This window comes from Cricetibacter osteomyelitidis, assembly GCF_004340985.1.
In the GTDB taxonomy this organism is placed as follows: Bacteria; Pseudomonadota; Gammaproteobacteria; order Enterobacterales; family Pasteurellaceae; genus Cricetibacter; species Cricetibacter osteomyelitidis.
The window spans coordinates 66,612-90,722 of the sequence record NZ_SLYB01000005.1; the positions used below are offsets into that span (position 1 = coordinate 66,612).

Genomic DNA, 24,111 nt, shown 5'->3' on the forward strand with positions numbered 1-24,111 from the left:
CCGTTTAATTTATACAACATTAAAGGAATTTCTATGAAATGTCATCGTTTAAATGAAGTATTGGAACTTTTACAGCCATATTGGTCTAAAGAACCGGATTTGCACTTACCCCAGATTCTGCAAAAAATTGCCGATGAAGCCGGGTTTGACAAACCGCTGGCGGAATTAACCGATGAAGTGATTATCTATCATTTAAAAATGAAGGATAAAGACAAATTCGAGCCGATTCCGGGTATCAAGAAAGACTACGAAGACGATTTCAAAACCGCATTATTAAAAGCTCGTGGTATTTTAAAATAATTTTATTATTCTCATTAAAAAGGAAAGCCTTATGAAAAAATTTCTACTAATTCTCACCGCACTTTTTGCCGCAACTACAGTGCAGGCGGCACCGACGGAAGGTAAAGAATACACAACGCTGGATCAACCTAAATCCGCCCAACCGGAAGTGATCGAGTTTTTCTCTTTTGGTTGTATTCATTGCTATCACTTTGAAACACAATACAAAATTCCACAACAAATCAAAGAAAAACTGCCGGCCGGTGTCAGTTTTAAACAATATCACGTAAATTGGATGGGCGATGATTTCGTGCGAGCGTGGGCATTAGCGATGGCATTAGGCGTTGAAGATAAAGTGAAAATGCCATTATTCGAAGGCGTACAGGCACGTAAAATTTCAAGTATGGACGACATTCGCGATGTTTTTTTGGCTAACGGTGTAAGTGCAGAGCAATTTGACGGTGGTATTAACAGTTTTGCAGTCAACGCGTTGTTTAATCAGCAAGTTCAATTAGCGGAAAAATTAAAAGTACAGGCGACACCGGATTTTTATGTGAACGGAAAATATCATATTAACGCACAGGGAATGCCGCAAGATGAAAGTTTTATCCCGACTTATGTGGATACCGTGATCGAATTATTAAAAAAATAATTGACTTATTGGCGAAAATTGGTTTAATACAGCCCCAGAATTTATTGGAGAAAATATTATGGCAGAAAGTTTTAGTGTAACCCGTCGTTTTTTCGACGACAAAAATTATCCCCGCGGTTTTTCCCGTCATGGTGACTACACCATTCGTGAAGCCCAAACTTTAGAAGAACGCGGTCAGGCGTTCAGCGAATTAGATCTCGGCTTACGCCAAGCACAAACAGACGAAGAAAAACAATTTGTTTCATTCTGCCGCGGCGAACGCACACCGGAAACTTTCTTTGAAAAAACTTGGAATAAATACCGCACCAGCATCTCAACCGTGAAACGTGTTTACACCCTTTCCGGTAACGTTGCCACTGATGCAAACGAAGATTTTGCGGCGGATTAATCCGTTATGTTCATTCATTTGAAGGCTTGGTTTTCCAAGCCTTTTGTTTTTTGTTAGAATACAGCCGATTTTTAACAGACAAGAATATTATGAAAACCCCACTACCCACAGCACAATATCAAACCTTATTAGCGGAAAAAACGCAAAAACTGACCGCACTTTTAAGCCCTTTTAATGCCCCTAAGTTACAGGTGTTTGCATCGCCGACGGCGTATTATCGGATGCGGGCGGAATTTCGTGTGTGGCACGATCAAGATGATTTGTACCATATTATGTTCGATCAGGCGACGCGTCAGCGTTATCGGGTGGAGCAATTTCCGCAGGCAAGCGAGCTGATTAATCGCATGATGGCGACACTTATTCCGCTGTTAAAAGAACAGGATATTTTACGTAATCGCCTATTTCAAATTGATTATCTCAGCACTTTGAGCAATCAAATTATCGTGAGCTTGCTGTATCACAAAACGTTGACGGAGGAATGGGAAACCGCTGCCCGCGGGTTAAAAGTGCGGTTGGAAAATTTAGGATTTGACGTGCAGATTATCGGCCGTGCCGCCAAGCAAAAAATCAGCTTGGATCAGGACTATATTGATGAAGTGCTGCCGGTATTCGGTAAAAATTATATCTATCGCCAAGTAGAAAACAGCTTTACCCAACCCAATGCCACGGTGAACTGCAAAATGCTGGAATGGGCGATTGATTGTACCCGTAACGGCCAAGGGGATTTGTTGGAACTTTATTGCGGCAATGGCAATTTTTCTATTGTTCTGGCACAGAATTTCCGCAAGGTGTTAGCCACGGAAATAGCCAAACCGTCCGTGGCGGCGGCACAATTTAATATTGAAGCCAACAATGTGGATAACTTGCAGATCATCCGAATGTCCGCAGAAGACTTCACTCAAGCCATGAACGGTGTGCGAGAGTTCAAACGTTTAAAAGGCATTGATCTGAAGGCCTATGAATGCAATACCATTTTAGTTGATCCGCCGCGGGCAGGTTTGGATGATGATACGGTCAAATTGGTGCAAAATTACGATCGTATTTTGTATATTTCCTGCAACCCGTACACATTATGTGACAATCTCACCGCACTTTGCCAAACCCACCGCATTGAAAAAGCGGCATTGTTCGACCAATTCCCGTACACCGAACATATGGAAGCGGGCGTGTGGCTGGTGCGAAAATCATGAACCTTCAACTTATCTGCGAAGCCGGAAATCCTGAAATTTTCACCGCACTTTGTGATGAAAAAAGGTTAATTCATGATGTGAATTCGTCCTTGGCATTGGTGCAAACCCAACATAATAACAACCAAGTGCGGTTGGAATTACGCAAACTTGACGAACCGAAACTCGGTGCGGTGTTCGTGGATTTTACGGGCGGAGTGATGGCGCATCGGCGTAAATTCGGCGGCGGACGCGGTGAAGCGGTGGCAAAAGCGGCGGGCATTAAAGGCGATTATTTGCCGACCGTCATTGATGCTACGGCAGGATTGGGGCGCGATGCCTTCGTGCTGGCTTCACTCGGTTGCAAAGTGCACTTGGTCGAACGCCACCCCGTGGTGTTTTTGCTGCTGCAAGACGGTCTGCAACGTGCCTATCAAAGTGAAGAGATCGGTGCGATGATGCAGGAAAATATGCAGCTGCTTGATGTATCTCATATTAATCAACTTAATCCGGCAACGGATTTTGCCGATGTAGTGTATCTTGACCCGATGTATCCTCATAAACAAAAATCCGCCTTGGTAAAAAAAGAAATGCGGGTGTTTCAGCATTTGGTCGGCGCCGATTCGGATGCCGACAGTCTGCTTGAACCGGCACTCGCGTTAGCAAAAAAACGCGTAGTGGTAAAACGCCCCGACTACGCAGAAAATCTCGCCCAAAAACCACCGCACTTTTCCCGCGAAACCAAAAATCATCGGTTTGATATTTACATTCCATAAAATGAAACATGATATTCCAATAATTTCAATTTACGCAATGTGAAAAATCATTATAATAACGGATAGATAATCATAATATGCAAACACAACATCATAAAAACATTAACACAACAGAGGACTTCATAATGTCTAACTATTTCAATACATTAAACTTTCGTCAACAATTAGACCAATTGGGTCGTTGCCGTTTTATGGAGCGTAGCGAATTTGCTGATGAAGCAAATTACTTAAAAGGTAAAAAAATCGTTATCGTAGGCTGCGGGGCGCAAGGTTTAAACCAAGGCTTAAATATGCGTGATTCGGGTCTTGATATCAGCTACGCGTTACGTCTGGAAGCTATTGCTGAAAAGCGTGCTTCATTCGTTCGTGCCAGCGAAAACGGTTTCAATGTAGGCACTTACGAACAATTAATTCCATCTGCGGATTTAGTCATCAACTTAACGCCGGACAAGCAACATTCAAAAGTAGTCGCTGACGTTCAACCGTTAATGAAACAAAATTCTGCATTCGGTTATTCCCACGGTTTAAACATCGTAGAAGTGGGCGAGCAAATCCGTAAAGATATCACTGTGGTGATGGTTGCGCCGAAATGCCCGGGTACTGAAGTGCGTGAAGAATACAAACGCGGTTTCGGTGTGCCGACATTAATCGCTGTTCACCCTGAAAATGACCCACGCGGCGAAGGTATGGCGATTGCTAAAGCTTGGGCGGCAGCAACCGGTGGCCACCGTGCAGGCGTATTAGAATCATCTTTCGTCGCAGAAGTAAAATCTGACTTAATGGGCGAACAAACTATTCTTTGCGGTATGTTGCAAGCAGGTTCAATCGTTTGTTATGACAAATTAGTGAAAGACGGTAAAGATCCGGCTTACGCGGGTAAATTGATTCAATTCGGTTGGGAAACCATCACCGAAGCCTTAAAACAAGGCGGTATCACATTAATGATGGATCGCTTATCCAACAGTGCAAAACTACGTGCATTCGAATTGTCTGAGGAAATCAAACGCGAATTAAAAACCTTATTCGAAAAACACATGGATGATATCATCAGCGGTGAATTCTCCCGTGTGATGATGGAAGACTGGGCGAACGGTGACAAAAACTTATTAGCATGGCGTGAAGCAACAGGTAAAACTGCCTTTGAAAACGCACCGAAATACGAAGGCAAAATCAGCGAGCAAGAATATTTTGATAACGGCGTAGTAATGGTTGCTATGGTGAAAGCAGGCGTTGAATTAGCTTTCGACACTATGGTTGCCAGCGGTATCTTACCTGAATCGGCTTACTACGAATCATTACACGAATTGCCGCTAATCGCAAACACCATCGCACGTAAACGTTTATACGAAATGAACGTGGTCATTTCCGATACGGCAGAATACGGTAACTACTTATTCTCTCACGTTGCAGCGCCGATTATGGCAGAACAATTAATTCCTACCTTGATTAAAGGTGATTTAGGCGAAGCAACGCCGGCAGGCGAAATCGACAATGTTCAATTACGTGACGTGAATGATGCAATCCGCAATCACCCGATTGAAATCGTTGGTCGCACTTTACGCGGTTATATGAAAGATATGAAACGAATTTCATTTAACTAATTAAAATTTAATGAAAAATGACCGCACTTTAGCGGTCTTTTTTATAGGAATAAAACAATGTCATTGGCATTAAATTATATTGTGAATTTGCTTTCCCGCCGCGAATACAGTGAATATGAACTGCGTTGCAAAATGCAGGAAAAAGCCTTTACGGAAGAGGAAATCAACGAAGCACTCACCTGTTGCCAGAAACGCAACTGGCAAAATGATAAGCGTTTTTGCGAAAGCTATCTCAATACCCGTTCACAACGGGGTTATGGTTTAAATCGCATCAAACAGGAACTTCAATATCTCAAAGGCGTGCCTTCTCATGTGATTGCCGATGTGGTTGCCGAAAGTGAAATCGATTGGTATGTATTGGCTTTGAATGTATTACGCAAAAAATTCCCTGATTTTGCCGATAAACAGGATCTCAAAAGTAAACAGAAAATTTGGCGATATATGCTCTCCCACGGTTTCAATCAAGATGAATTTGCAGGTTATGTGGGCGGGGAAGAATTTAACTAAAATCCAAGGGATCTACATCTAAAACCAACCGCACTTTATGGTTCGGCATTTTTTGTTGGGAATATTGGGTTAGAACCTGTTGCAACACGCCTTTGGATTGGTGTTGTAATAGCAACTGCCAGCGAAATTGTCCGGCTTTTTTGCTGTGTGGTGCGGGCATTGGACCGAGCAGTTGCAAGCCTTGAATTTGACGTGCGGTGAAAAATTGCAGAATGTCTTGCAAAGTTTGTTCTGCTTCTTGGCTTTTGCGGCTTTGGGCTTTGAATAAGGCTTGTGCAGTAAAAGGCGGCAAACCCATAGCACGCCGCATTGCCAGAGCCTGTTCGGCGAAACTTTGATAGCCGTCGGTAAGCAAGGATTGTAATAAAGGATGATCCGGGTAATGAGTCTGTAGCACCACTTCCCCTTGTTTTTCTGCCCGCCCGGCTCGGCCTGCTACTTGCACATAAAGCTGAGCTAAGCGTTCTTCTGCACGAAAATCTAAAGAAAACAAAGCACTATCTACATTCACTAAAGCTACTAGCGTAACGTTGGGAAAATGGTGGCCTTTCGCCAGCATTTGTGTGCCGATTAAAATCTGGCTTTTTCCTTGTTGGATATCCTGCAAATGAGATTCCAATTTGCCTTTGCGAGCTGTGCTGTCGCGATCGATGCGGGTGATATGATATTGCGGAAAACGCTGTTGCAGCACACTTTCCAATTGTTCCGTGCCTTCGCCCGTAGTCATTAATTGAGTGGATCCGCATTCAGGACATTGGTAAGGCAAACGGTGTTGACTGTGACAATGGTGACAACGCAAAATCCGTTGCTGCTGGTGGTAAGTATAAGGTTTTTCACAATGGCTGCATTGTGCCATCCAACCGCATTCGTGGCATAACAAGGCCGGTGCAAAACCGCGGCGGTTGAGAAATAGCAACACTTGATTGCCTTTTTCCAAATGCTGTGTCATTTTAGCCAGCAATAAATCCGATAAACCGTTATGAATGCGCTGCTGTCTTAAGTCAATCAGCTGCTGACGGACATTCGTCCCATTGCCTGCCCGCTGGCTGAGCACTAAATGTTGATATTTGCCGTTTTTCGCATTATTCAGGCTTTCCAAACTCGGCGTGGCAGAGCCCATCACAATACTGATATTCCATAATTTTGCATAATACACCGCTAAATCACGGGCATGATAACGCCAGCCGTCTTGCTGCTTAAATGAGCTGTCATGCTCTTCGTCAATAACAATTAAACCGAGATCAGAAAACGGAGTGAATAGCGCCGATCTGGTGCCGATGATCACCGCACTTTGCCCCGTTCTTGCTTGATTCCAGGCTTTTAGCCGCTGGCTGTCGTTAATATCGGAATGCAGCACATCAATCACCACATTAAAACGGGCTTGAAAGCGTTGTACGGTTTGCGGTGTGAGCCCAATTTCAGGCACAAGCACTAATACCTGTTTACCTTTTTTCAACGTTTCTTCAATAAGTTGCAGATAGATTTCAGTCTTACCCGATCCCGTTACGCCTTCCAATAAAAAGGCTGCAAAACCTTGTTGGAACACCAGTTTGCTCATCACTAAGGCCTGCTGTTTATTTAAACGTAACTTATTGGATTCATTCACAATCGTTTGACCGTTTAAGGCCTGTTGCCAAGATTGCGTGATAGACGGCTGACTAAATTCCGTAATATAATTTTTTTCTTTTAGTGCCGACCAGACTACAGATGTAAAAGAATTATCTGTTTTCGATAACGGACTTTCCTGCAGTTGAGTTAAGGCTTCCAGCTGTTTTTTTGAACGTTTTAAACTGCCGTCCGTTAAGGCGTGTTGCCCAAGTGCGGTTATTTTCCAGAAAATTTCCGCTTTTTCTACCGCACTTTCTCCTTGCCGCAATTTCACCGGTAGAGCTTGAATTAAGGCTTCACCAAGCGGAGTTTGATAATATTGAGCCGCCCAATGTAACAGCTGCCATTGGTGCGCTTCAAATAGAGATTGTTCGTCCAATGTGGCTATAATCGGCTTGAGCTGTTCAGCGGCGATATCTGTCTGAGTAGGAAAATCCAGCACGATCCCCACTTTTTTCTGCGTGTTGAAAGGCACTAATACACGGCTGCCTATCACCGGAGGAGTTATCTCGGCTGGCAACAGGTAATCAAACAAACGCATTAAGGGCACGGCAAGTGCCACACGGACAAGCTGCATACAAAACCTAATCAAACAAAAAAGAATGGGGGGAATTATAGCAAAAAGCTTATCGCAAGGAATAGGTTTTTTAGGGATTTTGGAATGGGGTTAATTAGTTATTGTTTTGTAATAAAGTATGCCGGCACCGACAACATCACCCACAACTATCATATTTTTAGCCATCTTCACGTCCGGATTGTTATTTATCGTATTTTTCTTTAAAATAGCCAAAAAACGCACAATTAGTAAGGATTAATCATGGCAGATTGGGACGGCAAATATATCAGCCCTTATGCGGAACACGGTAAAAAAAGCGAACAAGTGAAAAAAATCACGGTGTCGATTCCGATCAAAGTATTGGAAATTCTCACCAATGAACGCACCCGCCGTCAGATCCGCAATTTACGCCATGCCACGAATAGCGAGCTGTTGTGCGAAGCTTTTCTACATGCATTTACCGGTCAACCGCTGCCTACCGATGATGATTTAATGAAAGAGCGTAATGATGAGATCCCTGAATCCGCCAAACAAATTATGCGGGAAATGGGCATTGTGCCGGAAGATTGGGAATATTAGCGATTTTCAGCAAGCCTTTCAACGTTAAATCTGTTAAAATACCCCACAACTTTTTAGACGTTTGTGCGTCTAACTTTTATTGATATTTTATCAAAACGAGGAAAGCTTATGGTCGCGGTTAGAAGTTCTCATTTGATTAATCCGAAAGATTTCAATATTGAAAGCTGGGGAAATACGCTTGATCTTTCAATGGAAACCCGACAACAGCTAATTACCGCCTGGCATTATGCGGCGGAAAAATTGTCTCAAGCTTCCGAAGAAAAGCAAAAACAATGTTCCTTACATAGCAGTGTGGAAATGGTTGAAATTCTGCACAGTTTAAATATGGATACGGACAGTTTGCTCACAGCCATGTTGTTTTCTATTGTGAAGACGGAAATTGTGGACTTTGGGCAAATTAAAGAAGACTTCGGCAGTCAAATCTGCAAACTACTCAAAGGCGTGGTAGAAATGGATAATATCCGCCAGCTTAATGCCAGCCAATCCGCCGATAATCATCAAGTGGATAATATTCGCCGTATGCTGCTTGCTATGGTGGAGGATTTCCGCAGTGTTATCATCAAATTAGCCGAACGCATTAGTTTTTTACGTGATGAAGAAAATCGTTGCTCGGAAGAAGAAAAAGTATTAGCGGCGAAAGAATGTTTCAATATCTATGCTCCGCTTGCCAATCGTTTAGGCATCGGGCAATTAAAATGGGAATTGGAAGATTATTGTTTCCGTTATATGCACCCTGACCAATATCGTATGATTGCCAAATTGTTGCAGGAACGCCGTTTGGATCGTGAGCAATATATTGCGGATTTTGTCAGCGAATTGTCCGGCTATCTGAAAGAAAGTGTTGATAACGCGGAAGTGTACGGTCGTCCGAAGCATATTTACAGCATCTGGCGGAAAATGCAGAAAAAACATTTGGAGTTCAGCGGACTTTACGATGTGCGGGCGGTGCGTGTGATCGTGCCGAAATTGCAGGATTGCTATGCGGCATTGGGTATTGTGCATACGCATTTTAAACATTTGCCGAATGAATTTGATGATTATGTGGCGAACCCGAAACCGAACGGTTATCAATCCATTCATACCGTGGTGCTCGGTAACGGCGGTAAGCCTATCGAAGTGCAAATCCGCACCCAGCAAATGCACGATGATGCGGAACTCGGCGTAGCGGCACATTGGAAATATAAAGAAGGCACAACCGGCGGTCGCAGCGGTTATGAAGAAAAAATCACTTGGTTGCGTAAACTGTTAGCATGGCAGGATGATATTACCGATTCCGGCGAGATTATGGCGGAAATGCGAAGTCAAGTATTTGATGACCGCGTGTATGTGTTTACGCCGAAAGGCGAAGTGGTGGATTTGCCGACCGGTTCGACGCCGTTGGATTTTGCTTACGCTATTCACAGTAATGTCGGGCATCGCTGTATCGGTGCGAAAGTCGGCGGACGAATTGTGCCCTTTACTTATCAGCTGCAAATGGGTGATCAAATTGAAATCATTACGCAGAAAAATCCGAATCCGAGCCGCGACTGGGTGAACCCGAATTTAGGCTTTACCCACACGTCAAAAGCTCGCGCCAAAATTAATGCCTGGTTTAAGAAATTAGACCGCGACAAAAATATTCCTGCCGGTAAAGAATTACTGGAAAATGAAATTTCCCGTCTCGGTATTACGTTGAAGCAGGTGGAACAATATGCTTTACCGCGACATAATCTGAAGCATTTAGATGATTTATATGCAGGCATCGGCAGCGGCGATATTCGTTTGATATCGCTGATCAACTATTTGCAAAGCAAATTGCTCAAACTGACGGCAGAGCAGGAAGATGCGGAAATTCTGCGCCATGTGACGCAAAAAAGTGCGGTGCATTCTCAAGGAAAATCAGAAAAAAAAGGTTATGTGATCGTGGAGGGCGTGGGCAATTTAATGCACCATATTGCCCGCTGCTGTCAACCTATTCCGGGCGATGATATCGTGGGCTATATTACAATGGGTCGCGGTATTTCCATTCATCGCAGCGATTGCGAACAGTTGGCTGAATTGCAGGCTGTTCATCCGGAACGCGTAGTGAAATCCATGTGGGGTGATAATTTCGTCGGTGGTTTTCATTTAAGTATCCGCATTGTTGCCAATGACCGTAACGGTTTATTACGGGATATCACAACGGTTTTGGCGAATGAAAAAGTCAATGTTGCCGGCGTATCCAGTCGTAATGATACTAAGCGGCAAATTGCCACCATTGATATGGAAATCGAACTGAATAACGTACAGATTTTAAGTAAAATTCTTGCCCGTTTGGCAAAATTAGATGATGTCATTGAAGCCAAACGATTGGCGAAATAAAGGGATAAAATGGAAAAGCACACAGGTATCAAACATGTTTTTAAAGCCGCTCAATATTCTATGCAAGGACTAAAAGCCGCCAGCAAAGAAACTGCATTCCAACACGAATTATTGTTAGCGGTCATCATGCTGCCATTGGCGTTTTGGCTGGGCAAAAGCAATGTAGAAATCGCCTTATTGGTGGGAACCGCCTTGATGGTGTTGGTAGTGGAATTGCTCAATAGTGCCATTGAATCTGTGGTAGATCGCATCGGTATAGAGCGGCACGAACTTTCCGGTCGGGCGAAAGATATGGGATCTGCCGCGGTATTTGTGGCAATGGTAATTTGTCTATTGGTTTGGGGGATTGTGATTTTCCTATGATGTGGTTTTTGCTCGCACTTTCCATTATTCTTGAAGTTTGTGCCACCAGTCTGCTTAACGCCAGTGCCGGTTTCACCAAACTGCCGCAAACCGTCGGTGCATTAGTGATTTACACCGCCTCTTTCTATCTGGCGTCCAAAGTCATGATCGAACTGCCTGTGGGCATTGTGTACGCCGTTTGGTCAGGAATGGGCATTGTGCTGATTTCCGCTGTGGGTCTGTTGCTGTTTAAGCAAAAATTAGATATACCGGCAATACTCGGCATCAGCCTAATTATTGCCGGTGTGTTGGTGATTAATTTGTTTTCTAAAAGTGCAGGGCACTAAAAATGGGAACTGTTGTTCCCATTTTTATCGCTTATGTTTATCGATTCTACTTTTTCCAATTTTTTAACGCATCGGCAAAAGCATTACCCATTGCACTGTTGCCTTGTCGGTTATCGCGGTTTGAACGATCTGCGTTGTGAGCTGTTCGTGGCTTAGCCGACAAAGTGCGGTCGGTTTTAGCGGATTTTTCTGTTGGTTTTTCATCCAAACGCATAGTCAAAGCGGTACGTTTGCGGGCAACATCCACTTCCAGCACTTTCACTTTTACCACATCACCGGTTTTTACCACTTGGTGCGGATCTTCCACGAACCTGTCGCTAAGTGATGAGATATGCACCAAACCGTCTTGATGTACGCCGATATCCACGAACGCCCCGAAGTTGGTCACATTGGTGACTGTGCCTTCTAAAATCATACCGGATTTCAGATCGTTGATATCTTCCACACCATCCATAAAAGTAGCGGTTTTAAATTCACCCCGCGGGTCGCGACCGGGTTTTTCCAATTCTTTAAAAATATCTTGTACCGTCGGCAAACCGAATTGTTCGTCGATAAATTGTTTGGCATCCAACTGTCGTACTGCTGAAGCGTTACCCATTAAATCTTGAATGGATTGTTCGGTTGCTTGCAGGATTTTTTCCACTACCGGATAAGCTTCCGGGTGCACGCCGGAAGCATCCAGCGGATTTTTGCCGTTGGCGATACGCATAAAGCCCGCACATTGTTCAAAGGCTTTTGGTCCTAAACGCGGCACTTTTTTCAGTTCCGAACGGCTGTGGAAACGGCCGTTTTCATTGCGATAATTCACGATATTTTGTGCCAAGGTTTTGGTCATTCCCGCTACGCGGGCCAACAACGGAGCGGAGGCGGTATTCAAATCCACGCCCACGGCGTTTACGCAGTCTTCCACTACCGCATCTAATTTCCGAGCCAGCTGGCTTTGGTTTACATCGTGTTGATATTGCCCTACACCGATAGCTTTCGGTTCTATTTTCACCAATTCCGCTAACGGATCCTGCAAGCGACGGGCGATAGATACCGCACCACGCAATGACACATCCAAATTAGGAAATTCTTGTGCCGCCAGCTCGGAAGCGGAATACACGGATGCACCCGCTTCGCTGACAACCACCGTTTGCGGTTTTTGCTCGCCACATTGTTTAATCACTTCTTTGGCGAAACGTTCCGTTTCACGAGAAGCTGTGCCGTTGCCGATGGCAATAAGTTCCACATTATGGGTTTTAATCAATTTGAAAACCGACACCATAGCATTCTGTGTTTGACCAGTGTGCGGGTAAACGGTGTCTGTTGCCAACAGTTTGCCGGTGTTGTCCACTACTGCCACTTTCACGCCGGTACGCAAACCCGGATCTAAGCCCATGGTATTTTTTGCCCCTGCCGGTGCTGCCATTAAAAGTGCGGTCAAATTGCGGGCAAAAACGTCAATGGCTTCCTCTTCCGCTTTTTCACGCAATGCTCCCATTAATTCCGTTTCCAAATGCAGGGATACTTTGATTTTCCACGTCCAGGCGATTACTTGTGCACGCCATTTATCTGCCGGTTGATTGCTTAAACGTACGCCTAAATAATCACGGATAATTTCTTCGCAATAGCTGGTACGGCTGTCTTCTTCCGCATCGGGATCCGCATTCAGACTGAGTTGCAATATGCCTTCGTTACGTCCGCGGAACATAGCCAAAGCTCGGTGTGACGGTACATTGTGCAGTGGTTCTTGGTGATTAAAATAATCTTGGAATTTTGCCCCTTCCGCTTCTTTACCTTCCAAAACTTTGGAAACCAGCACCGCACTTTGCTGTAAATAGCTACGGATTTTCGCCAATAATGCGGCATCTTCGGCGAAACGTTCCATTAAAATATATCTTGCACCGTCCAACACGGCTTTTACATCAGCAAAACCTTTATCTGCATCTACATAGTCTGCGGCAGCAGTTTCGGGAACGTTATTCGGTTCGTTCCAGAGTAAATCCGCCAGCGGTTCAAGACCTGCTTCAATGGCGATTTGACCTTTGGTGCGGCGTTTGGGTTTATAGGGTAAATACAAGTCTTCCAACTCGGTTTTGCTTTGAGTTCGGGTGATTTTATCCCGCAGTTCGTCGGTTAATTTGCCTTGTTCGTCAATGGACTTAAAAATGCTTTGACGACGGTCTTCCAACTCACGCAAATAAATCAAACGGGTTTCAAAATGACGTAATTGGGTATCATCCAGTCCGCCGGTGACTTCTTTACGATAACGGGCTATAAAAGGGATGGTATTGCCGTCGTCTAATAATTGAATGGCGGCAATAATTTGTTGCGGCTGCACGGTCAATTCGGCAGCGATAATTTGACTGATTTGTTGGTTTAACATTGTGTTATTACATCTATATTTAGGTTGTACTTTAACTCTCTCATAAACGGGAGAAGGTTTATTCGATTTTCTTTAATTTGGCATAATAGAATCCGTCACCGCCGTGGATTTCGGGAATAAATTGAAATCCTACCGCACTTTTATCAACAGTTTCTTTATTAATGATAAACGGCAAAGGTTGCAATTCGGCATCGCTATGACGGGCTAAAAATGCTTGAATTTGTTCGCTGTTTTCTTGCGGTAGCACGGAACAGGTGGCATAAAGTAATACGCCGTTGGGTTTTAATTTCATCCAAAGTGCTTCCAGGATTTGTGATTGTAATTCGGTCAGTTGATTAACGTCCGTTTCTTGCCGCAACCATTTTATATCGGGATGACGGCGGATGACTCCTGTGGCGGAACAAGGTGCATCCAGTAAAATTCGGTCAAATTGCACCGCACTTGTGCCGAAAATCTCATTGAGCCATTGAGTCGGTTGCGTGGCATCACCGCATACGACGGTTGCTTGCTGATTAAGGCGTGCCAAATTTTCAGTAACCCGTTTTAGGCGGTTGGCTTCCACATCCAGAGCAATGACTTTGGCTTGCGGAGCGAGTTCCAAAATATGAGTGGTTTTGCCGCCCGGCGCGGCACAGGCATCTAAAATCAGCTCGTTGTTTTGCGGTTCGAGCAATATCGCCGACCATTGGGCGTTTACATCCTGCACCGTCGCCCAGCCGTCGTTAAAGTGCGGTAGGTTTTGCACGGGTTTTGGCTCTGCCAGGCGTAACGCATGGGGATTGTCGGCGGTTTCCGATTGAATATCATTGGCCATTAACAGCGTGCGATAATTCGCTGTGCTGCAATGTTGTTGATTGACCCGAATCCACATAGGCGGTTTTTGATTATTAGTTTCGATAATATTCCGCCAATTAGGATAGGCTTTTTTCAACTGATTCACAAACCATTCGGGGTGCAGGGTTTGCCAGTGTTTGTCAGTTTTTGCCAGAATTTCATCCTGCTCGCGCAAAAAACGACGCAGTACACCGTTGGTCAACCCGCGGAAGCTGTCTGATTTTAGGCTTTTCGTTGCGTTCACCACTTCATCCACTGCGGCGTGAGCAGGCACTCGCGTGTAAAGCAGTTGATATAATCCCACCAGTAACAAGCAATGCACAATGCGGGTTTTACCTTTGAGCGGTTTATCCACCAGTTGTTTAATGATTTGTTCCAAACGGGGTAATACGCGGCATACGCCGAAGCACAATTCTTGCAATAACGGCAGATCTTGCGGTTTGATCTGAGATTGTACACTCGGTAACAAGGCAGATAGGGATCGCCCGTTATCTAACACTTGTAACAGCACTTGAGCGGCGGTCGCTCTTACTGAAAGTGCGGTCTGTTTTTGTGTTTTTTTCATTAATCTAACACCTTACCTACCGTAAACCAATCAGCCCGACTGTTTAATAGATCCTGCACCGACATCGGCTTTTTGCCCGCCGGTTGCAGTTGTTGGATATTTAACACACCTTGTGCGGTGGCAATTTGCAAGCCGTTTTTATCCGCCTGCAAAATTGTACCGAGCGGTTTGTCTTGATGTGGTAAAACACTTGCTTGATACACTTTTAAGGTTTGCGGATTGCCTTGCCCGTCAGTAGTCGTAAAATAACTGATTGGCCACGGATTAAAAGCACGAATACAGCGTTCAAGCTGTACGGCAGACAAATGCCAATCTAATTTTGCTTCTTCTTTGCTGAGTTTTTCCGCGTAGTTGCTTTGGCTTTCATCTTGAACTTCCGGTTTAAACCGAGCGTTTTCCAAACCTTTCAACACATCAATTAAAGCCGGTGGTGCGAGTTCTGCCAGCTTATTGTAAAGGCTGGTCGATGTTTCATCGGCGACGATATCACAATAAACTTTGTGCAGCATATCACCGGTATCCAAGCCTTCGTTCATTTGCATAATGGTTACGCCGCTTTGTTTATCGCCCGCCCAGATTGCACGCTGAATCGGTGCTGCACCACGCCAGCGAGGCAGAATAGAACCGTGTACGTTTAAGCAGCCTAAACGCGGGGCATCGAGCACGGCTTTCGGTAAAATCAAGCCGTATGCCACGACCACCATCACATCGGCATGAAGTGCGGTCAATTCCGCTTGAGATTCGGCATTACGTAAGGATTTAGGTTGATAAACGGGAATATTGTGGGATTCTGCCAACATTTTTACCGCACTTGCCTGTAATTTTTTACCGCGACCAGCGGGTTTGTCCGGTTGGGTATAAACGGCGATCACTTGATGTTCGGAATCCAGTAATGCTTGCAAATGTTGAGCGGCAAAATCCGGCGTACCGGCGAAAATGATTTTTAGTTTATTCATTATGTTCTCTTATTATTTATTCTTTTTTAGTCGCTTTTTTTAACCATTGCGGTAAATCCGCTACGGAATTTAACACGGCATCTGCTAATTGCTCGCCTTCGGCAGTTACGGTTTTTCCGGTGCGAACCAATACTAATTTGCCGATTTTCGCATTTTTGCCGGCCAGCAGATCTTCGAGTTTATCGCCTACCATCACCGATTGATCAGGCGCAATATTCAGTTCTTTAATGCCTTGTAATAACATGCCCGGTTGCGGTTTACGACAATCGCATTGCTGTTTGTATTCTCCCCGGCCTTCGGGATGGTGCGGGCAATAATAAATGCCGTCAAAATCTACACCACGATCGGCCAGCGACCAATCGAACCATTCTGTGAGCTGCAAAAATTGCTCTTCTGTGAAATAACCGCGGGCAATGCCTGATTGATTTGTGACCAGTATCAGCAAATAGCCCATAGCTTTAAGCTGTTGAAGCGCTTCGATGCTGCCTTCGATAAATTCAAAATCATCAATTTGATGCACATAACCGTGATCGATATTCAGCGTGCCGTCGCGGTCAAGAAAAATGGCTTTATTCATAAACTTTTCTGTTTGAGAAAGAAATTTTGCGTATTATCGCTTTTCTGCTTTCTGTTGGCAAATATAATGCAAAACCTAATGTACAAAGTTATTCAAAAGATGAATTCTGCCGAATAATGGTGCAAATTTGCTATAAAATATCTAACACATAACGTAACGTTATAAAAATATGGCATATATCTGTTGACACAGCAATCTAGCCGTCTAAAATAAAGTCGAATTCAATTTATGTACATAACTTATGATTAAACTAGAAAATATCAGTAAAATTTTTAATGTAGCCGGGAAAAAGCTAACAGCGTTGGATAACGTGTCGCTGCATGTACCTAAAGGGCAGATTTGCGGTGTTATCGGTGCATCCGGAGCGGGGAAAAGTACGTTAATCCGCTGTGTGAACCTGCTTGAACGTCCGACTTTTGGTGCGATAATTATTGACGGCACGGATCTTACCCAACTTTCGGATTCACAATTAGTGGCGGAACGTCGCCATATCGGAATGATTTTCCAGCATTTTAACTTGCTAAGTTCCCGTACCGTGTTTGACAATGTTGCATTACCGCTGGAATTGGAAAATACACCGAAAGAACAAATTAATAAAAAAGTCAGTGAGTTGCTGCAATTAGTGGGGCTTAGCGAAAAAGCCAATGTATATCCGGCAAATTTATCCGGCGGACAAAAACAACGGGTAGCGATTGCCCGTGCGTTAGCCGGTGATCCGAAAGTATTATTGTGTGATGAAGCAACCAGTGCGTTAGATCCGGCAACCACGCAATCTATCTTAAAATTATTAAAAGAAATCAACCGCACTTTAGATATTACTATCTTGTTGATTACGCATGAAATGGAAGTGGTAAAACGTATTTGTGACCGAGTGGCGGTGATTGATAAAGGTCAATTGATCGAACAGGGGACGGTGAGCGAAATCTTTTCCAGCCCGAAAACCGATTTGGCTCAAGAATTCATTAGCTCAACTTTCCATATTAATTTACCTGATGAATATATTGAGAATTTATCGCCGAATCCGAAAGGTGAAAATTCTTATCCGGTGATTAAATTTGAATTTACCGGTCGTTCCGTAGACGCACCGTTATTATCTTTGACTGCGAAAAAGTTCGGAGTGGATTTAAGTATCCTGGCATCTCAAATCGAATATGCGGGCGGTATTAAGTTTGGTTACTCCATTGCGGAAGTGGTGGGCGATGAAGACGCGATTACTCAAGCAAAAATTTATTTAATGGAAAATAACGTGCGTATTGAGGTGCTTGGTTATGTTTGATAGTTTAATTACCGCATTTAACGCTCAATTAACGCCGAAAATGTGGGCGATGGTGATTAGTTCCTCTTGGGAAACTGTGTATATGAGTTTCGCCGCGACATTACTTGCCGTCATTATCGGTTTGCCTTTGGGCGTGCTGACTTTTATTACCGGTCAAGACAAGATTTTTGAAAAGAAAGGATTAAACCGTATTTTGAATATTGTAATTAATATCGGGCGTTCTATTCCTTTTATTATTTTATTAATTATTTTATTGCCGGTTACACGTTTAATCGTAGGCACAACGCTTGGTACAACGGCTGCGATTATTCCGTTAAGTATTGCCGCAATGCCGTTTGTCGCACGTTTAACGGCAAATGCGTTAATGGAAATTCCGCCGGGATTAACCGAAACGGGTAAAGCTATCGGTGCAACCAACTGGCAGATTATTAATAAATTCTATTTACCGGAAGCATTGCCGACGTTAATTAACGGCATCACTTTAACCTTAGTGACGTTAATAGGTTATTCCGCCATGGCGGGGATTGTGGGCGGCGGCGGACTGGGCAGCCTGGCTATTAACTATGGTGAATATCGAAATATGGTGTATGTGAAATGGATATCCACCATTATTATTGTGCTGATTGTTATTGTTAGTCAAAAATTAGGTGATGATTTAGCTAAACGCGTGGATCATCGTTAAATATCATTTTTCAAGGAGCATTTATGAAATTAAACAAATTATTCGCTTTAACTGCTGTTGCAGCAGCCTTAGTATCTACTAACGCTTTTGCTGAAAAAATCAAAGTGGGCGTAATGTCCGGCCCTGAACATCAAGTTGCCGAAGTCGCTGCCAAAGTAGCAAAAGAAAAATACGGCTTAGAGGTAGAATATGTGGAATTTAACGACTACGCACTGCCAAATACAGCGGTATCTACCAAAGATTTAGATGCGAATGCAATGCAGCATAAACCGTATTTAGATAAAGATTCTCAAGAGAAAAACTTGAAAAACTTAGTCATTATCGGCAATACGTTTGTATATCCGTTAGCAGGGTATTCTAAAACCATTAAAAACGTAAGCGAATTAAAAGACGGTGCAGTAATTGCAGTACCGAATGATCCGAGTAACTTGGCTCGTGCGTTAATTTTACTTGAAAAACAAGGTTTAATTAAATTAAAAGATCCGACAAATTTATTCTCAACTTCTATGGATATTGTTGAAAATCCAAAAAACCTACAAATCAAAGAAGTCGATACTTCTATTGCAGCCCGTGCGTTGGATGACGTGGATTTAGCGGTAGTAAACAACACTTATGCCGGTCAAGTAGGTTTAAACACCACTGAGCACGGTGTTTTCGTTGAAGATAAAGATTCTCCGTATGTAAACATCATTGTTGCCCGTGACGACAACAAAGACAGCAAAGCAGTACAAGATTTTGTAAAAGCGTATCAAACCGAAGAAGTCTACAAAGAAGCACAAAAGTTCTTCAAAGATGGCGTTGTTAAGGGCTGGTAATTACGTATAAAGAGTTTATGAAGGTGGCAAATAGGGGCCACCTCAGACTATTGACAAACCCACCTGATTTTATAAATCAGGTGGGTTTTCAAATGGCAATCGCCGCATTTTTACTCTTGGATTGTGCCTAAATTAGTGAATATTAGCCAACAATTCCGTCAATAATTTCCAATAGGTTTGCACGGCCGGAATATGGACTTTTTCGTCCGGCGAGTGTGCGTTTAAAATAGTCGGGCCTACGGAAACCACGTCCAGATTCGGATATTTTTCTTTAATCAGACCACACTCAAGACCGGCGTGAATCACTTTTATTTTTGCTTCTTCACCTAAAATTTTATCGTACACTTGCTTGGTTAATGCGGTGAGCGGGGAGTGAATATCAGGATTCCAGCCCGGATAGCTGCCGTAGAAACGAATATCGTCACCGGATAATTCGGTGATGGATACTAAGGTTTCTCGCACGTATTGCTTACCGCTTTCATTAAGTGAACGGATTAATACATTGGCTTTGACTTTATCTTCCTCGGTGTTTACTACGCCCAGACTCAAAGAAGTTTCCACCACGCCCGGTACAGAGTCACTCCAACGGATTACACCGTTTGGCAAGGCGTTTAACAAATGAATCACATCACGCGTGCTGGTGGCTTCAAATACTTGCAGTGATTTTTCGGTGCTTTGTAAGAATAAAGTCAGATTCGGTTCGGCAACCGCTAATTCCGCAACCATCAAATTTTTGAAATTTTCCACCGCACTTTCCAGTAATGTCACATCATCGTTAAAGGCTAATGTCACGGCAGCTTCGCGTGGAATGGCGTTACGCACGGAACCGCCGCGGATATGACTTAATGTGAATTCGAATTGCGGTACGGTTTCCGTTAAATGCACTAAGAAACGAGCTAATAATTTAATGGCATTGACACGCCCGCTATGAATATCACAGCCCGAATGACCGCCGCGTAAACCTTTTAAGACAAGTTCATATTGCTGCTTATACTTGTTCGGTTTGAATGAGAGTGGAATGGTTAAATTTCCGTCTATGCCACCGGCACAACCGATATAAATTTCACCGTTTTCTTCGGTATCGGTATTGATCATCAGATTGCTTTGCAACCAGTTGCAACGTAATCCTTTCGCACCGTCCATACCGGCTTCTTCAGTCATCGTCAGCAATACTTCTAACGGTGGATGCACGACATCGTCACTGTCTAATACGGCTAAGGCGGAAGCTAAACCGATACCGTTATCCGCACCTAACGTAGTGCTTTTGGCTTTCACCCAATCACCGTCGATATAAGGTGAAATAGGATCCTTGGTAAAATCATGAGGCGTGCCTTCATTGGCTTGCGGCACCATATCTAAATGAGCCTGCAGGGCGATAGACGGACGATTTTCCATTCCTGGCGTTGCCGCTTTACGAATTAAAATATTGCCGGCTTCATCACGTTCTACAAATAAATTTTTATTTTTTGCCCATTGTACAATAAAGTCAGCAAGCTTTTCTTCGTGATAAGAAGGATGGGGGATGGCACATATTTGATCAAACCATTGCCATAATAATTGGGGTTGCAGGGTTGAAATTTCAGACATTGTCCTCTCCTTTATAAAATATTACGGAAATCCACCGCACTGAGTGAAAAATTTGTCGTAAATAATAGCATATAACGACGTTTTGCGTTATCCTTAGCCAATTTTTTTATATTTATATTTAGAAAAGGTATTATTTTATGAGCGAAAAATACGTAGTGACGTGGGATATGTTCCAAATGCATGCCCGCAAATTATCTGAAAGTTTATTACCGGCTTCCCAATGGAAAGGAATTATTGCCGTTAGTCGCGGCGGTTTGTTTCCGGCTGCCGTGATTGCCCGCGAGTTGAATTTACGTCATGTGGAAACCGTGTGCATTGCCAGTTATGATCACGATCAGCAAAGCGAATTACGTGTATTACATGCCGCGGAAGTACCGAACGGCGGTGCAGGCTGGATTGTTGTAGATGATTTAGTGGATACTGGTAACACTGCTCGTGCTATTCGTGAAATGTACCCAAATGCGAAGTTCGTTACCGTATTTGCCAAACCGGCAGGTGCGTCATTAGTGGATGATTATGTGATTGATATTCCGCAAGGCACTTGGATTGAACAGCCTTGGGATCTGGGGTTGGGCTTTGTTCCGCCGCTTGCGAGAAAATAGGCGGGAAATAAATCATCGCAATCAGTAAAAAGTGCGGTAAAATTACCGCACTTTTTCTATCAATAACAATAGCGAAATCTTATGAATACAATTCAATCTTCTGATGCCGGATTTTGGTTATTAACACAGGGTTCAACGGTACATTTAGTCAATGACCGACTGCTTTATGGCCGTGCCGATGAATTTGGATTGACAGGCTTGAAAGGCATGATAATTGGTGCATGGAAAAACCTGGATGAATCCATGCAACCGCTTTGGTTGGTACAGGAAATTACCAATGATAACAGAGAGTATTTTTCTTTGCGTGATCAGCTGCGTTTGCCGCAACGGGAATTTAATCTGCTGAATCGCGGTGTGGAATTGAATCATTTCTTTAAGACCCATCAATTCTGCGGCAAATGCGGGCATTCCACCCATATCACAGCCGATGAATGGGCGGTGCAATGCGATAATTCGCAATGTAATTACCGCACTTATCCGGTGATTTGTCCGTCAATTATTGTAGCGGTACGCCGAGACAAAGAGATTTTATTGGCTTGCCATGCCCGTCATAAAGACGAAAAAATGTACACCACATTGGCAGGCTTTGTGGAAGCGGGCGAAACCTTCGAGAAAACCGTAGAGCGGGAAGTGTTTGAAGAAACCGGGATTAAAGTGAAAAATATCCGCTATTTCGGCAGTCAGCCTTGGGCATTTCCCAATTCGCAAATGGTGGGCTTTTTAGCGGATTACGACAGCGGAGAAATCCGTATTCAAGAGGCGGAAATTGCCGATGCAGCTTGGTTTCGCTATGACGACGAATTACCCAAACTCCCCCCGCAGGGCACGATCGCATTAAAACTGATCCGTGCAACTTTAGAACTTTGTGCAAAAGAAGAGATTATCAATGACTAAACCAGAATTAAAAAATGATCGTTACTTACGTGCGTTGCTACGTGAACCCGTGGATATGACGCCGATTTGGGTGATGCGTCAGGCCGGACGTTATTTGCCGGAATATAAAGCCACTCGTGCGCTAGCGGGTGATTTTATGTCTTTATGCCGTAATGCAGATTTAGCCTGCGAAGTGACTTTGCAACCATTGCGTCGCTATGCTTTGGATGCGGCCATTTTATTTTCCGATATTTTAACCGTGCCCGATGCGATGGGGTTAGGATTGAGCTTTGGTGCGGGTGAAGGACCAAAATTTGCCCGTCCGATTGAAAACCGAAGTGCGGTACAGAATTTGCCGATTCCCGATCCGGAACAAGAGTTGCAATATGTGATGAATGCCGTACGGACAATTCGCCGCGAATTAAAAGGCGAGGTACCTCTGATCGGTTTTTCCGGCAGTCCTTGGACCTTGGCCACTTATATGGTGGAAGGCGGTTCCAGCAAAGCGTTCACAAAAATCAAAAAAATGCTTTATACCGAACCACAGGTATTGCATCTGTTATTAGATAAACTGGCCGATTCCGTGACACTTTATTTGAACGCTCAAATCAAAGCCGGTGCACAAGCGGTGATGATTTTTGATACTTGGGGCGGCGTGTTGGCTTATCGCGATTATAAAGATTTCTCCTTGCAATATATGCACAAAATTGTGGACGGTTTGATTCGCGAGTACGACGGTCGTCGCGTGCCGGTAACCCTATTTACCAAAGGCGGCGGTTTATGGCTAGAAGCGATGGCGGAAACCGGCTGTGATGCTCTAGGTTTGGATTGGACGGTAAATATTGCCGAAGCCAAAGCCCGCGTGGGGCATAAAATGGCATTGCAGGGCAATATGGATCCCTCTGTGCTATATGCCTCCCCTGAGCGTATCGAGCAAGAAGTGCGGTCGATTTTGGCGGATTTTGCCAGCTGTGGAGAAAATGGCAGCGGGCATGTATTTAATCTCGGTCACGGCATCCATCAAGATGTGCCGGTAGAATCCCCGAAAGTGTTGGTAGATGCGGTGCATCGTTATTCTCAGGCGTATCATAAATAAGGAACCCCTATGCGAAATCCGATTCATAAGCGTTTGGAAAATCTGGAAAGCTGGCAGCATTTTACTTTTATGGCGGCTCTGTGTGAGTGGATGTATCCCAATTTTCACTTATTTTGTGAAGTGACGGAACAGCCGCAAAACGCCAAAATTTACCACAATATTCTTAATTTGGTATGGGAATTTCTCACGGTTAAAAATGCTAAGATCAATTTTGAAAGCCAACTGGAAAAATTGGAAAATATCATTCCCGATGTAAATGATTACGAATTTTTCGGTGTCGTGCCCGCATTGGATGCCTGTGAAGCTTTATCGGAATTATTGCACGCCATTATTGCCGGTGAAACGTTGGAAAGAGCGGTCAGAATTTCACAAATTTCATTGCAAACGGTAGCAACCTTATTGGAAACGGAAGCTGATCGCGATTTATCCGAACAAGATTTAAAAAATATGGATGACATTCAAGCAGAATTGGACGTGCAATGGCAGATATTTCGCGTATTGAAAGACTGCGAAGAACGTGATATTGAGCTGATCTTATCGTTGAAAAATGAGATTAGAGCAGAAAAAATAAGCAATATCGGCGTAGAAATTAGTCAATGATGTGACATAGCTCTCATTTTTTGAATATAATTCTTTGCTTTAAGACAATTTTGCATTAATCTTATAACTGTCTGTTTGACAGTCAATAATCTCGGTGAACTTTATGCGAACTCAGCCGACAAATTAATTTTTTATGGAA

General features: G+C 43.7%; 24 protein-coding genes. 18 read left to right on the top strand and 6 right to left on the bottom strand.

What is annotated here, in order from left to right; genetic code table 11:
* The first annotated feature begins 33 nt into the window (after nt 1-33).
* The 7 genes from EDC44_RS03665 to recX all read left to right on the top strand — a co-directional run bounded on the left by EDC44_RS03665 (nt 34) and on the right by recX (nt 5,369).
* Nucleotides 34-300, top strand: coding sequence for a YihD family protein (locus tag EDC44_RS03665; RefSeq protein WP_131975508.1), 267 nt, complete (start codon nt 34-36; stop codon nt 298-300).
* Nucleotides 301-331: 31 nt separating this feature from the next.
* Nucleotides 332-931 carry a thiol:disulfide interchange protein DsbA gene (gene dsbA, locus EDC44_RS03670; RefSeq protein ID WP_131975510.1) on the top strand — a complete coding sequence of 200 codons (600 nt, stop codon included), beginning with the start codon at nt 332-334 and terminating at the stop codon, nt 929-931.
* Nucleotides 932-989: 58 nt separating this feature from the next.
* Nucleotides 990-1,319 carry a MaoP family protein gene (locus EDC44_RS03675; protein ID WP_131975512.1) on the top strand — a complete coding sequence of 110 codons (330 nt, stop codon included), beginning with the start codon at nt 990-992 and terminating at the stop codon, nt 1,317-1,319.
* An 89-nt stretch (nt 1,320-1,408) separates the two neighbouring features.
* Nucleotides 1,409-2,509: a tRNA (uridine(54)-C5)-methyltransferase TrmA gene (gene trmA / locus EDC44_RS03680; RefSeq protein ID WP_131975514.1), complete on the top strand. Its 1,101-nt coding sequence runs from the start codon at nt 1,409-1,411 to the stop codon at nt 2,507-2,509.
* Nucleotides 2,506-3,261, top strand: a complete 756-nt coding sequence (locus EDC44_RS03685; RefSeq protein WP_131975516.1) for a class I SAM-dependent methyltransferase — start codon at nt 2,506-2,508, stop codon at nt 3,259-3,261. Before trmA ends, EDC44_RS03685 begins: the two co-directional genes overlap by 4 nt.
* Before the next feature lie 125 nt (nt 3,262-3,386).
* Complete coding sequence (gene ilvC / locus EDC44_RS03690) at nt 3,387-4,862, top strand: ketol-acid reductoisomerase (RefSeq protein WP_131975518.1); 1,476 nt, start codon at nt 3,387-3,389, stop codon at nt 4,860-4,862.
* Between the two features lie 57 nt (nt 4,863-4,919).
* On the top strand, nt 4,920-5,369 hold the full coding sequence (gene recX / locus EDC44_RS03695) for a recombination regulator RecX (protein WP_131975520.1): 450 nt from the start codon (nt 4,920-4,922) through the stop codon (nt 5,367-5,369).
* Here the strand turns inward: recX and priA are convergent.
* Nucleotides 5,362-7,554: a primosomal protein N' gene (gene priA / locus EDC44_RS03700; RefSeq protein WP_131975522.1), complete on the bottom strand. Its 2,193-nt coding sequence runs from the start codon at nt 7,552-7,554 to the stop codon at nt 5,362-5,364. The two genes, recX and priA, sit on opposite strands and share 8 nt — an antisense overlap.
* A 240-nt stretch (nt 7,555-7,794) precedes the next feature.
* Between priA and metJ the strand changes: the two genes are divergently transcribed.
* The 4 genes from metJ to EDC44_RS03720 all read left to right on the top strand — a co-directional run bounded on the left by metJ (nt 7,795) and on the right by EDC44_RS03720 (nt 11,141).
* A complete protein-coding gene (gene metJ / locus EDC44_RS03705) occupies nt 7,795-8,112 on the top strand; it encodes a met regulon transcriptional regulator MetJ (protein ID WP_131975524.1) in 318 nt (105 codons plus the stop codon).
* A gap of 108 nt (nt 8,113-8,220) precedes the next feature.
* Nucleotides 8,221-10,452: a GTP diphosphokinase gene (gene relA, locus EDC44_RS03710; RefSeq protein ID WP_131975526.1), complete on the top strand. Its 2,232-nt coding sequence runs from the start codon at nt 8,221-8,223 to the stop codon at nt 10,450-10,452.
* A 9-nt stretch (nt 10,453-10,461) separates the two neighbouring features.
* A complete protein-coding gene (locus EDC44_RS03715; RefSeq protein ID WP_131975528.1) occupies nt 10,462-10,815 on the top strand; it encodes a diacylglycerol kinase in 354 nt (117 codons plus the stop codon).
* Nucleotides 10,812-11,141, top strand: a complete 330-nt coding sequence (locus EDC44_RS03720) for a DMT family transporter (protein WP_131975530.1) — start codon at nt 10,812-10,814, stop codon at nt 11,139-11,141. The genes EDC44_RS03715 and EDC44_RS03720 overlap by 4 nt, the downstream gene beginning before the upstream one ends.
* A 46-nt stretch (nt 11,142-11,187) precedes the next feature.
* On the opposite strand, the gene EDC44_RS03725 is transcribed toward EDC44_RS03720, so the two are convergent.
* The 4 genes from EDC44_RS03725 to gmhB are packed head-to-tail and all read right to left on the bottom strand — an operon-like array spanning nt 11,188 to nt 16,441.
* Nucleotides 11,188-13,509 (bottom strand): Tex family protein, encoded by a 2,322-nt coding sequence (locus EDC44_RS03725; protein WP_131975531.1) that lies wholly within the window; start codon nt 13,507-13,509, stop codon nt 11,188-11,190.
* Between the two features lie 58 nt (nt 13,510-13,567).
* Nucleotides 13,568-14,908, bottom strand: a complete 1,341-nt coding sequence (gene rsmB / locus EDC44_RS03730; RefSeq protein ID WP_131975533.1) for a 16S rRNA (cytosine(967)-C(5))-methyltransferase RsmB — start codon at nt 14,906-14,908, stop codon at nt 13,568-13,570.
* Nucleotides 14,908-15,864, bottom strand: coding sequence for a methionyl-tRNA formyltransferase (fmt, locus tag EDC44_RS03735; RefSeq protein WP_131975535.1), 957 nt, complete (start codon nt 15,862-15,864; stop codon nt 14,908-14,910). Before fmt ends, rsmB begins: the two co-directional genes overlap by 1 nt.
* Nucleotides 15,865-15,880: 16 nt before the next feature.
* Entirely contained in the window at nt 15,881-16,441 is a 561-nt protein-coding gene (gene gmhB / locus EDC44_RS03740) for a D-glycero-beta-D-manno-heptose 1,7-bisphosphate 7-phosphatase (RefSeq protein ID WP_131975537.1), read from the bottom strand.
* A 241-nt stretch (nt 16,442-16,682) separates the two neighbouring features.
* On the opposite strand from gmhB, the gene metN reads away from it, so the two are divergent.
* Genes metN through EDC44_RS03755 form a run of 3 tightly spaced genes read left to right on the top strand, consistent with a single transcriptional unit; the run spans nt 16,683 to nt 19,214 of the window.
* A complete protein-coding gene (gene metN / locus EDC44_RS03745; RefSeq protein WP_131975539.1) occupies nt 16,683-17,717 on the top strand; it encodes a methionine ABC transporter ATP-binding protein MetN in 1,035 nt (344 codons plus the stop codon).
* Nucleotides 17,710-18,399, top strand: coding sequence for a methionine ABC transporter permease (locus EDC44_RS03750; protein ID WP_131975541.1), 690 nt, complete (start codon nt 17,710-17,712; stop codon nt 18,397-18,399). Before metN ends, EDC44_RS03750 begins: the two co-directional genes overlap by 8 nt.
* A gap of 23 nt (nt 18,400-18,422) precedes the next feature.
* On the top strand, nt 18,423-19,214 hold the full coding sequence (locus EDC44_RS03755) for a MetQ/NlpA family lipoprotein (protein WP_131975543.1): 792 nt from the start codon (nt 18,423-18,425) through the stop codon (nt 19,212-19,214).
* 132 nt (nt 19,215-19,346) lie between these two features.
* On the opposite strand, the gene EDC44_RS03760 is transcribed toward EDC44_RS03755, so the two are convergent.
* Entirely contained in the window at nt 19,347-20,801 is a 1,455-nt protein-coding gene (locus tag EDC44_RS03760) for an aminoacyl-histidine dipeptidase (RefSeq protein ID WP_131975545.1), read from the bottom strand.
* 137 nt (nt 20,802-20,938) lie between these two features.
* Here EDC44_RS03760 and gpt point away from each other — a divergent pair, with 137 nt between their 5' ends.
* The 4 genes from gpt to EDC44_RS03780 all read left to right on the top strand — a co-directional run bounded on the left by gpt (nt 20,939) and on the right by EDC44_RS03780 (nt 23,972).
* A complete protein-coding gene (gene gpt, locus EDC44_RS03765) occupies nt 20,939-21,403 on the top strand; it encodes a xanthine phosphoribosyltransferase (RefSeq protein WP_131975547.1) in 465 nt (154 codons plus the stop codon).
* Between the two features lie 81 nt (nt 21,404-21,484).
* Nucleotides 21,485-22,297 carry an NAD(+) diphosphatase gene (nudC, locus tag EDC44_RS03770; protein ID WP_131975549.1) on the top strand — a complete coding sequence of 271 codons (813 nt, stop codon included), beginning with the start codon at nt 21,485-21,487 and terminating at the stop codon, nt 22,295-22,297.
* Nucleotides 22,290-23,372 carry a uroporphyrinogen decarboxylase gene (gene hemE / locus EDC44_RS03775; RefSeq protein WP_131975551.1) on the top strand — a complete coding sequence of 361 codons (1,083 nt, stop codon included), beginning with the start codon at nt 22,290-22,292 and terminating at the stop codon, nt 23,370-23,372. Before nudC ends, hemE begins: the two co-directional genes overlap by 8 nt.
* A 9-nt stretch (nt 23,373-23,381) precedes the next feature.
* A complete protein-coding gene (locus tag EDC44_RS03780) occupies nt 23,382-23,972 on the top strand; it encodes a YjaG family protein (protein ID WP_131975553.1) in 591 nt (196 codons plus the stop codon).
* Nucleotides 23,973-24,111: the final 139 nt, after the last annotated feature.

Coding starts and splice junctions, on each gene's coding strand:
- metN (WP_131975539.1), top strand. CDS start 16,683: ATGATTAAACTAGAAAATATCAGTAAAATTTTTAATGTAGCCGGGAAA.
- gpt (WP_131975547.1), top strand. CDS start 20,939: ATGAGCGAAAAATACGTAGTGACGTGGGATATGTTCCAAATGCATGCC.
- EDC44_RS03760 (WP_131975545.1), bottom strand. CDS start 20,801: ATGTCTGAAATTTCAACCCTGCAACCCCAATTATTATGGCAATGGTTT.
- EDC44_RS03725 (WP_131975531.1), bottom strand. CDS start 13,509: ATGTTAAACCAACAAATCAGTCAAATTATCGCTGCCGAATTGACCGTG.
- EDC44_RS03715 (WP_131975528.1), top strand. CDS start 10,462: ATGGAAAAGCACACAGGTATCAAACATGTTTTTAAAGCCGCTCAATAT.
- EDC44_RS03780 (WP_131975553.1), top strand. CDS start 23,382: ATGCGAAATCCGATTCATAAGCGTTTGGAAAATCTGGAAAGCTGGCAG.
- hemE (WP_131975551.1), top strand. CDS start 22,290: ATGACTAAACCAGAATTAAAAAATGATCGTTACTTACGTGCGTTGCTA.
- fmt (WP_131975535.1), bottom strand. CDS start 15,864: ATGAATAAACTAAAAATCATTTTCGCCGGTACGCCGGATTTTGCCGCT.
- trmA (WP_131975514.1), top strand. CDS start 1,409: ATGAAAACCCCACTACCCACAGCACAATATCAAACCTTATTAGCGGAA.
- nudC (WP_131975549.1), top strand. CDS start 21,485: ATGAATACAATTCAATCTTCTGATGCCGGATTTTGGTTATTAACACAG.
- EDC44_RS03720 (WP_131975530.1), top strand. CDS start 10,812: ATGATGTGGTTTTTGCTCGCACTTTCCATTATTCTTGAAGTTTGTGCC.
- gmhB (WP_131975537.1), bottom strand. CDS start 16,441: ATGAATAAAGCCATTTTTCTTGACCGCGACGGCACGCTGAATATCGAT.
- priA (WP_131975522.1), bottom strand. CDS start 7,554: ATGCAGCTTGTCCGTGTGGCACTTGCCGTGCCCTTAATGCGTTTGTTT.
- recX (WP_131975520.1), top strand. CDS start 4,920: ATGTCATTGGCATTAAATTATATTGTGAATTTGCTTTCCCGCCGCGAA.
- EDC44_RS03675 (WP_131975512.1), top strand. CDS start 990: ATGGCAGAAAGTTTTAGTGTAACCCGTCGTTTTTTCGACGACAAAAAT.
- ilvC (WP_131975518.1), top strand. CDS start 3,387: ATGTCTAACTATTTCAATACATTAAACTTTCGTCAACAATTAGACCAA.
- metJ (WP_131975524.1), top strand. CDS start 7,795: ATGGCAGATTGGGACGGCAAATATATCAGCCCTTATGCGGAACACGGT.
- EDC44_RS03665 (WP_131975508.1), top strand. CDS start 34: ATGAAATGTCATCGTTTAAATGAAGTATTGGAACTTTTACAGCCATAT.
- dsbA (WP_131975510.1), top strand. CDS start 332: ATGAAAAAATTTCTACTAATTCTCACCGCACTTTTTGCCGCAACTACA.
- EDC44_RS03685 (WP_131975516.1), top strand. CDS start 2,506: ATGAACCTTCAACTTATCTGCGAAGCCGGAAATCCTGAAATTTTCACC.
- relA (WP_131975526.1), top strand. CDS start 8,221: ATGGTCGCGGTTAGAAGTTCTCATTTGATTAATCCGAAAGATTTCAAT.
- EDC44_RS03755 (WP_131975543.1), top strand. CDS start 18,423: ATGAAATTAAACAAATTATTCGCTTTAACTGCTGTTGCAGCAGCCTTA.
- EDC44_RS03750 (WP_131975541.1), top strand. CDS start 17,710: ATGTTTGATAGTTTAATTACCGCATTTAACGCTCAATTAACGCCGAAA.
- rsmB (WP_131975533.1), bottom strand. CDS start 14,908: ATGAAAAAAACACAAAAACAGACCGCACTTTCAGTAAGAGCGACCGCC.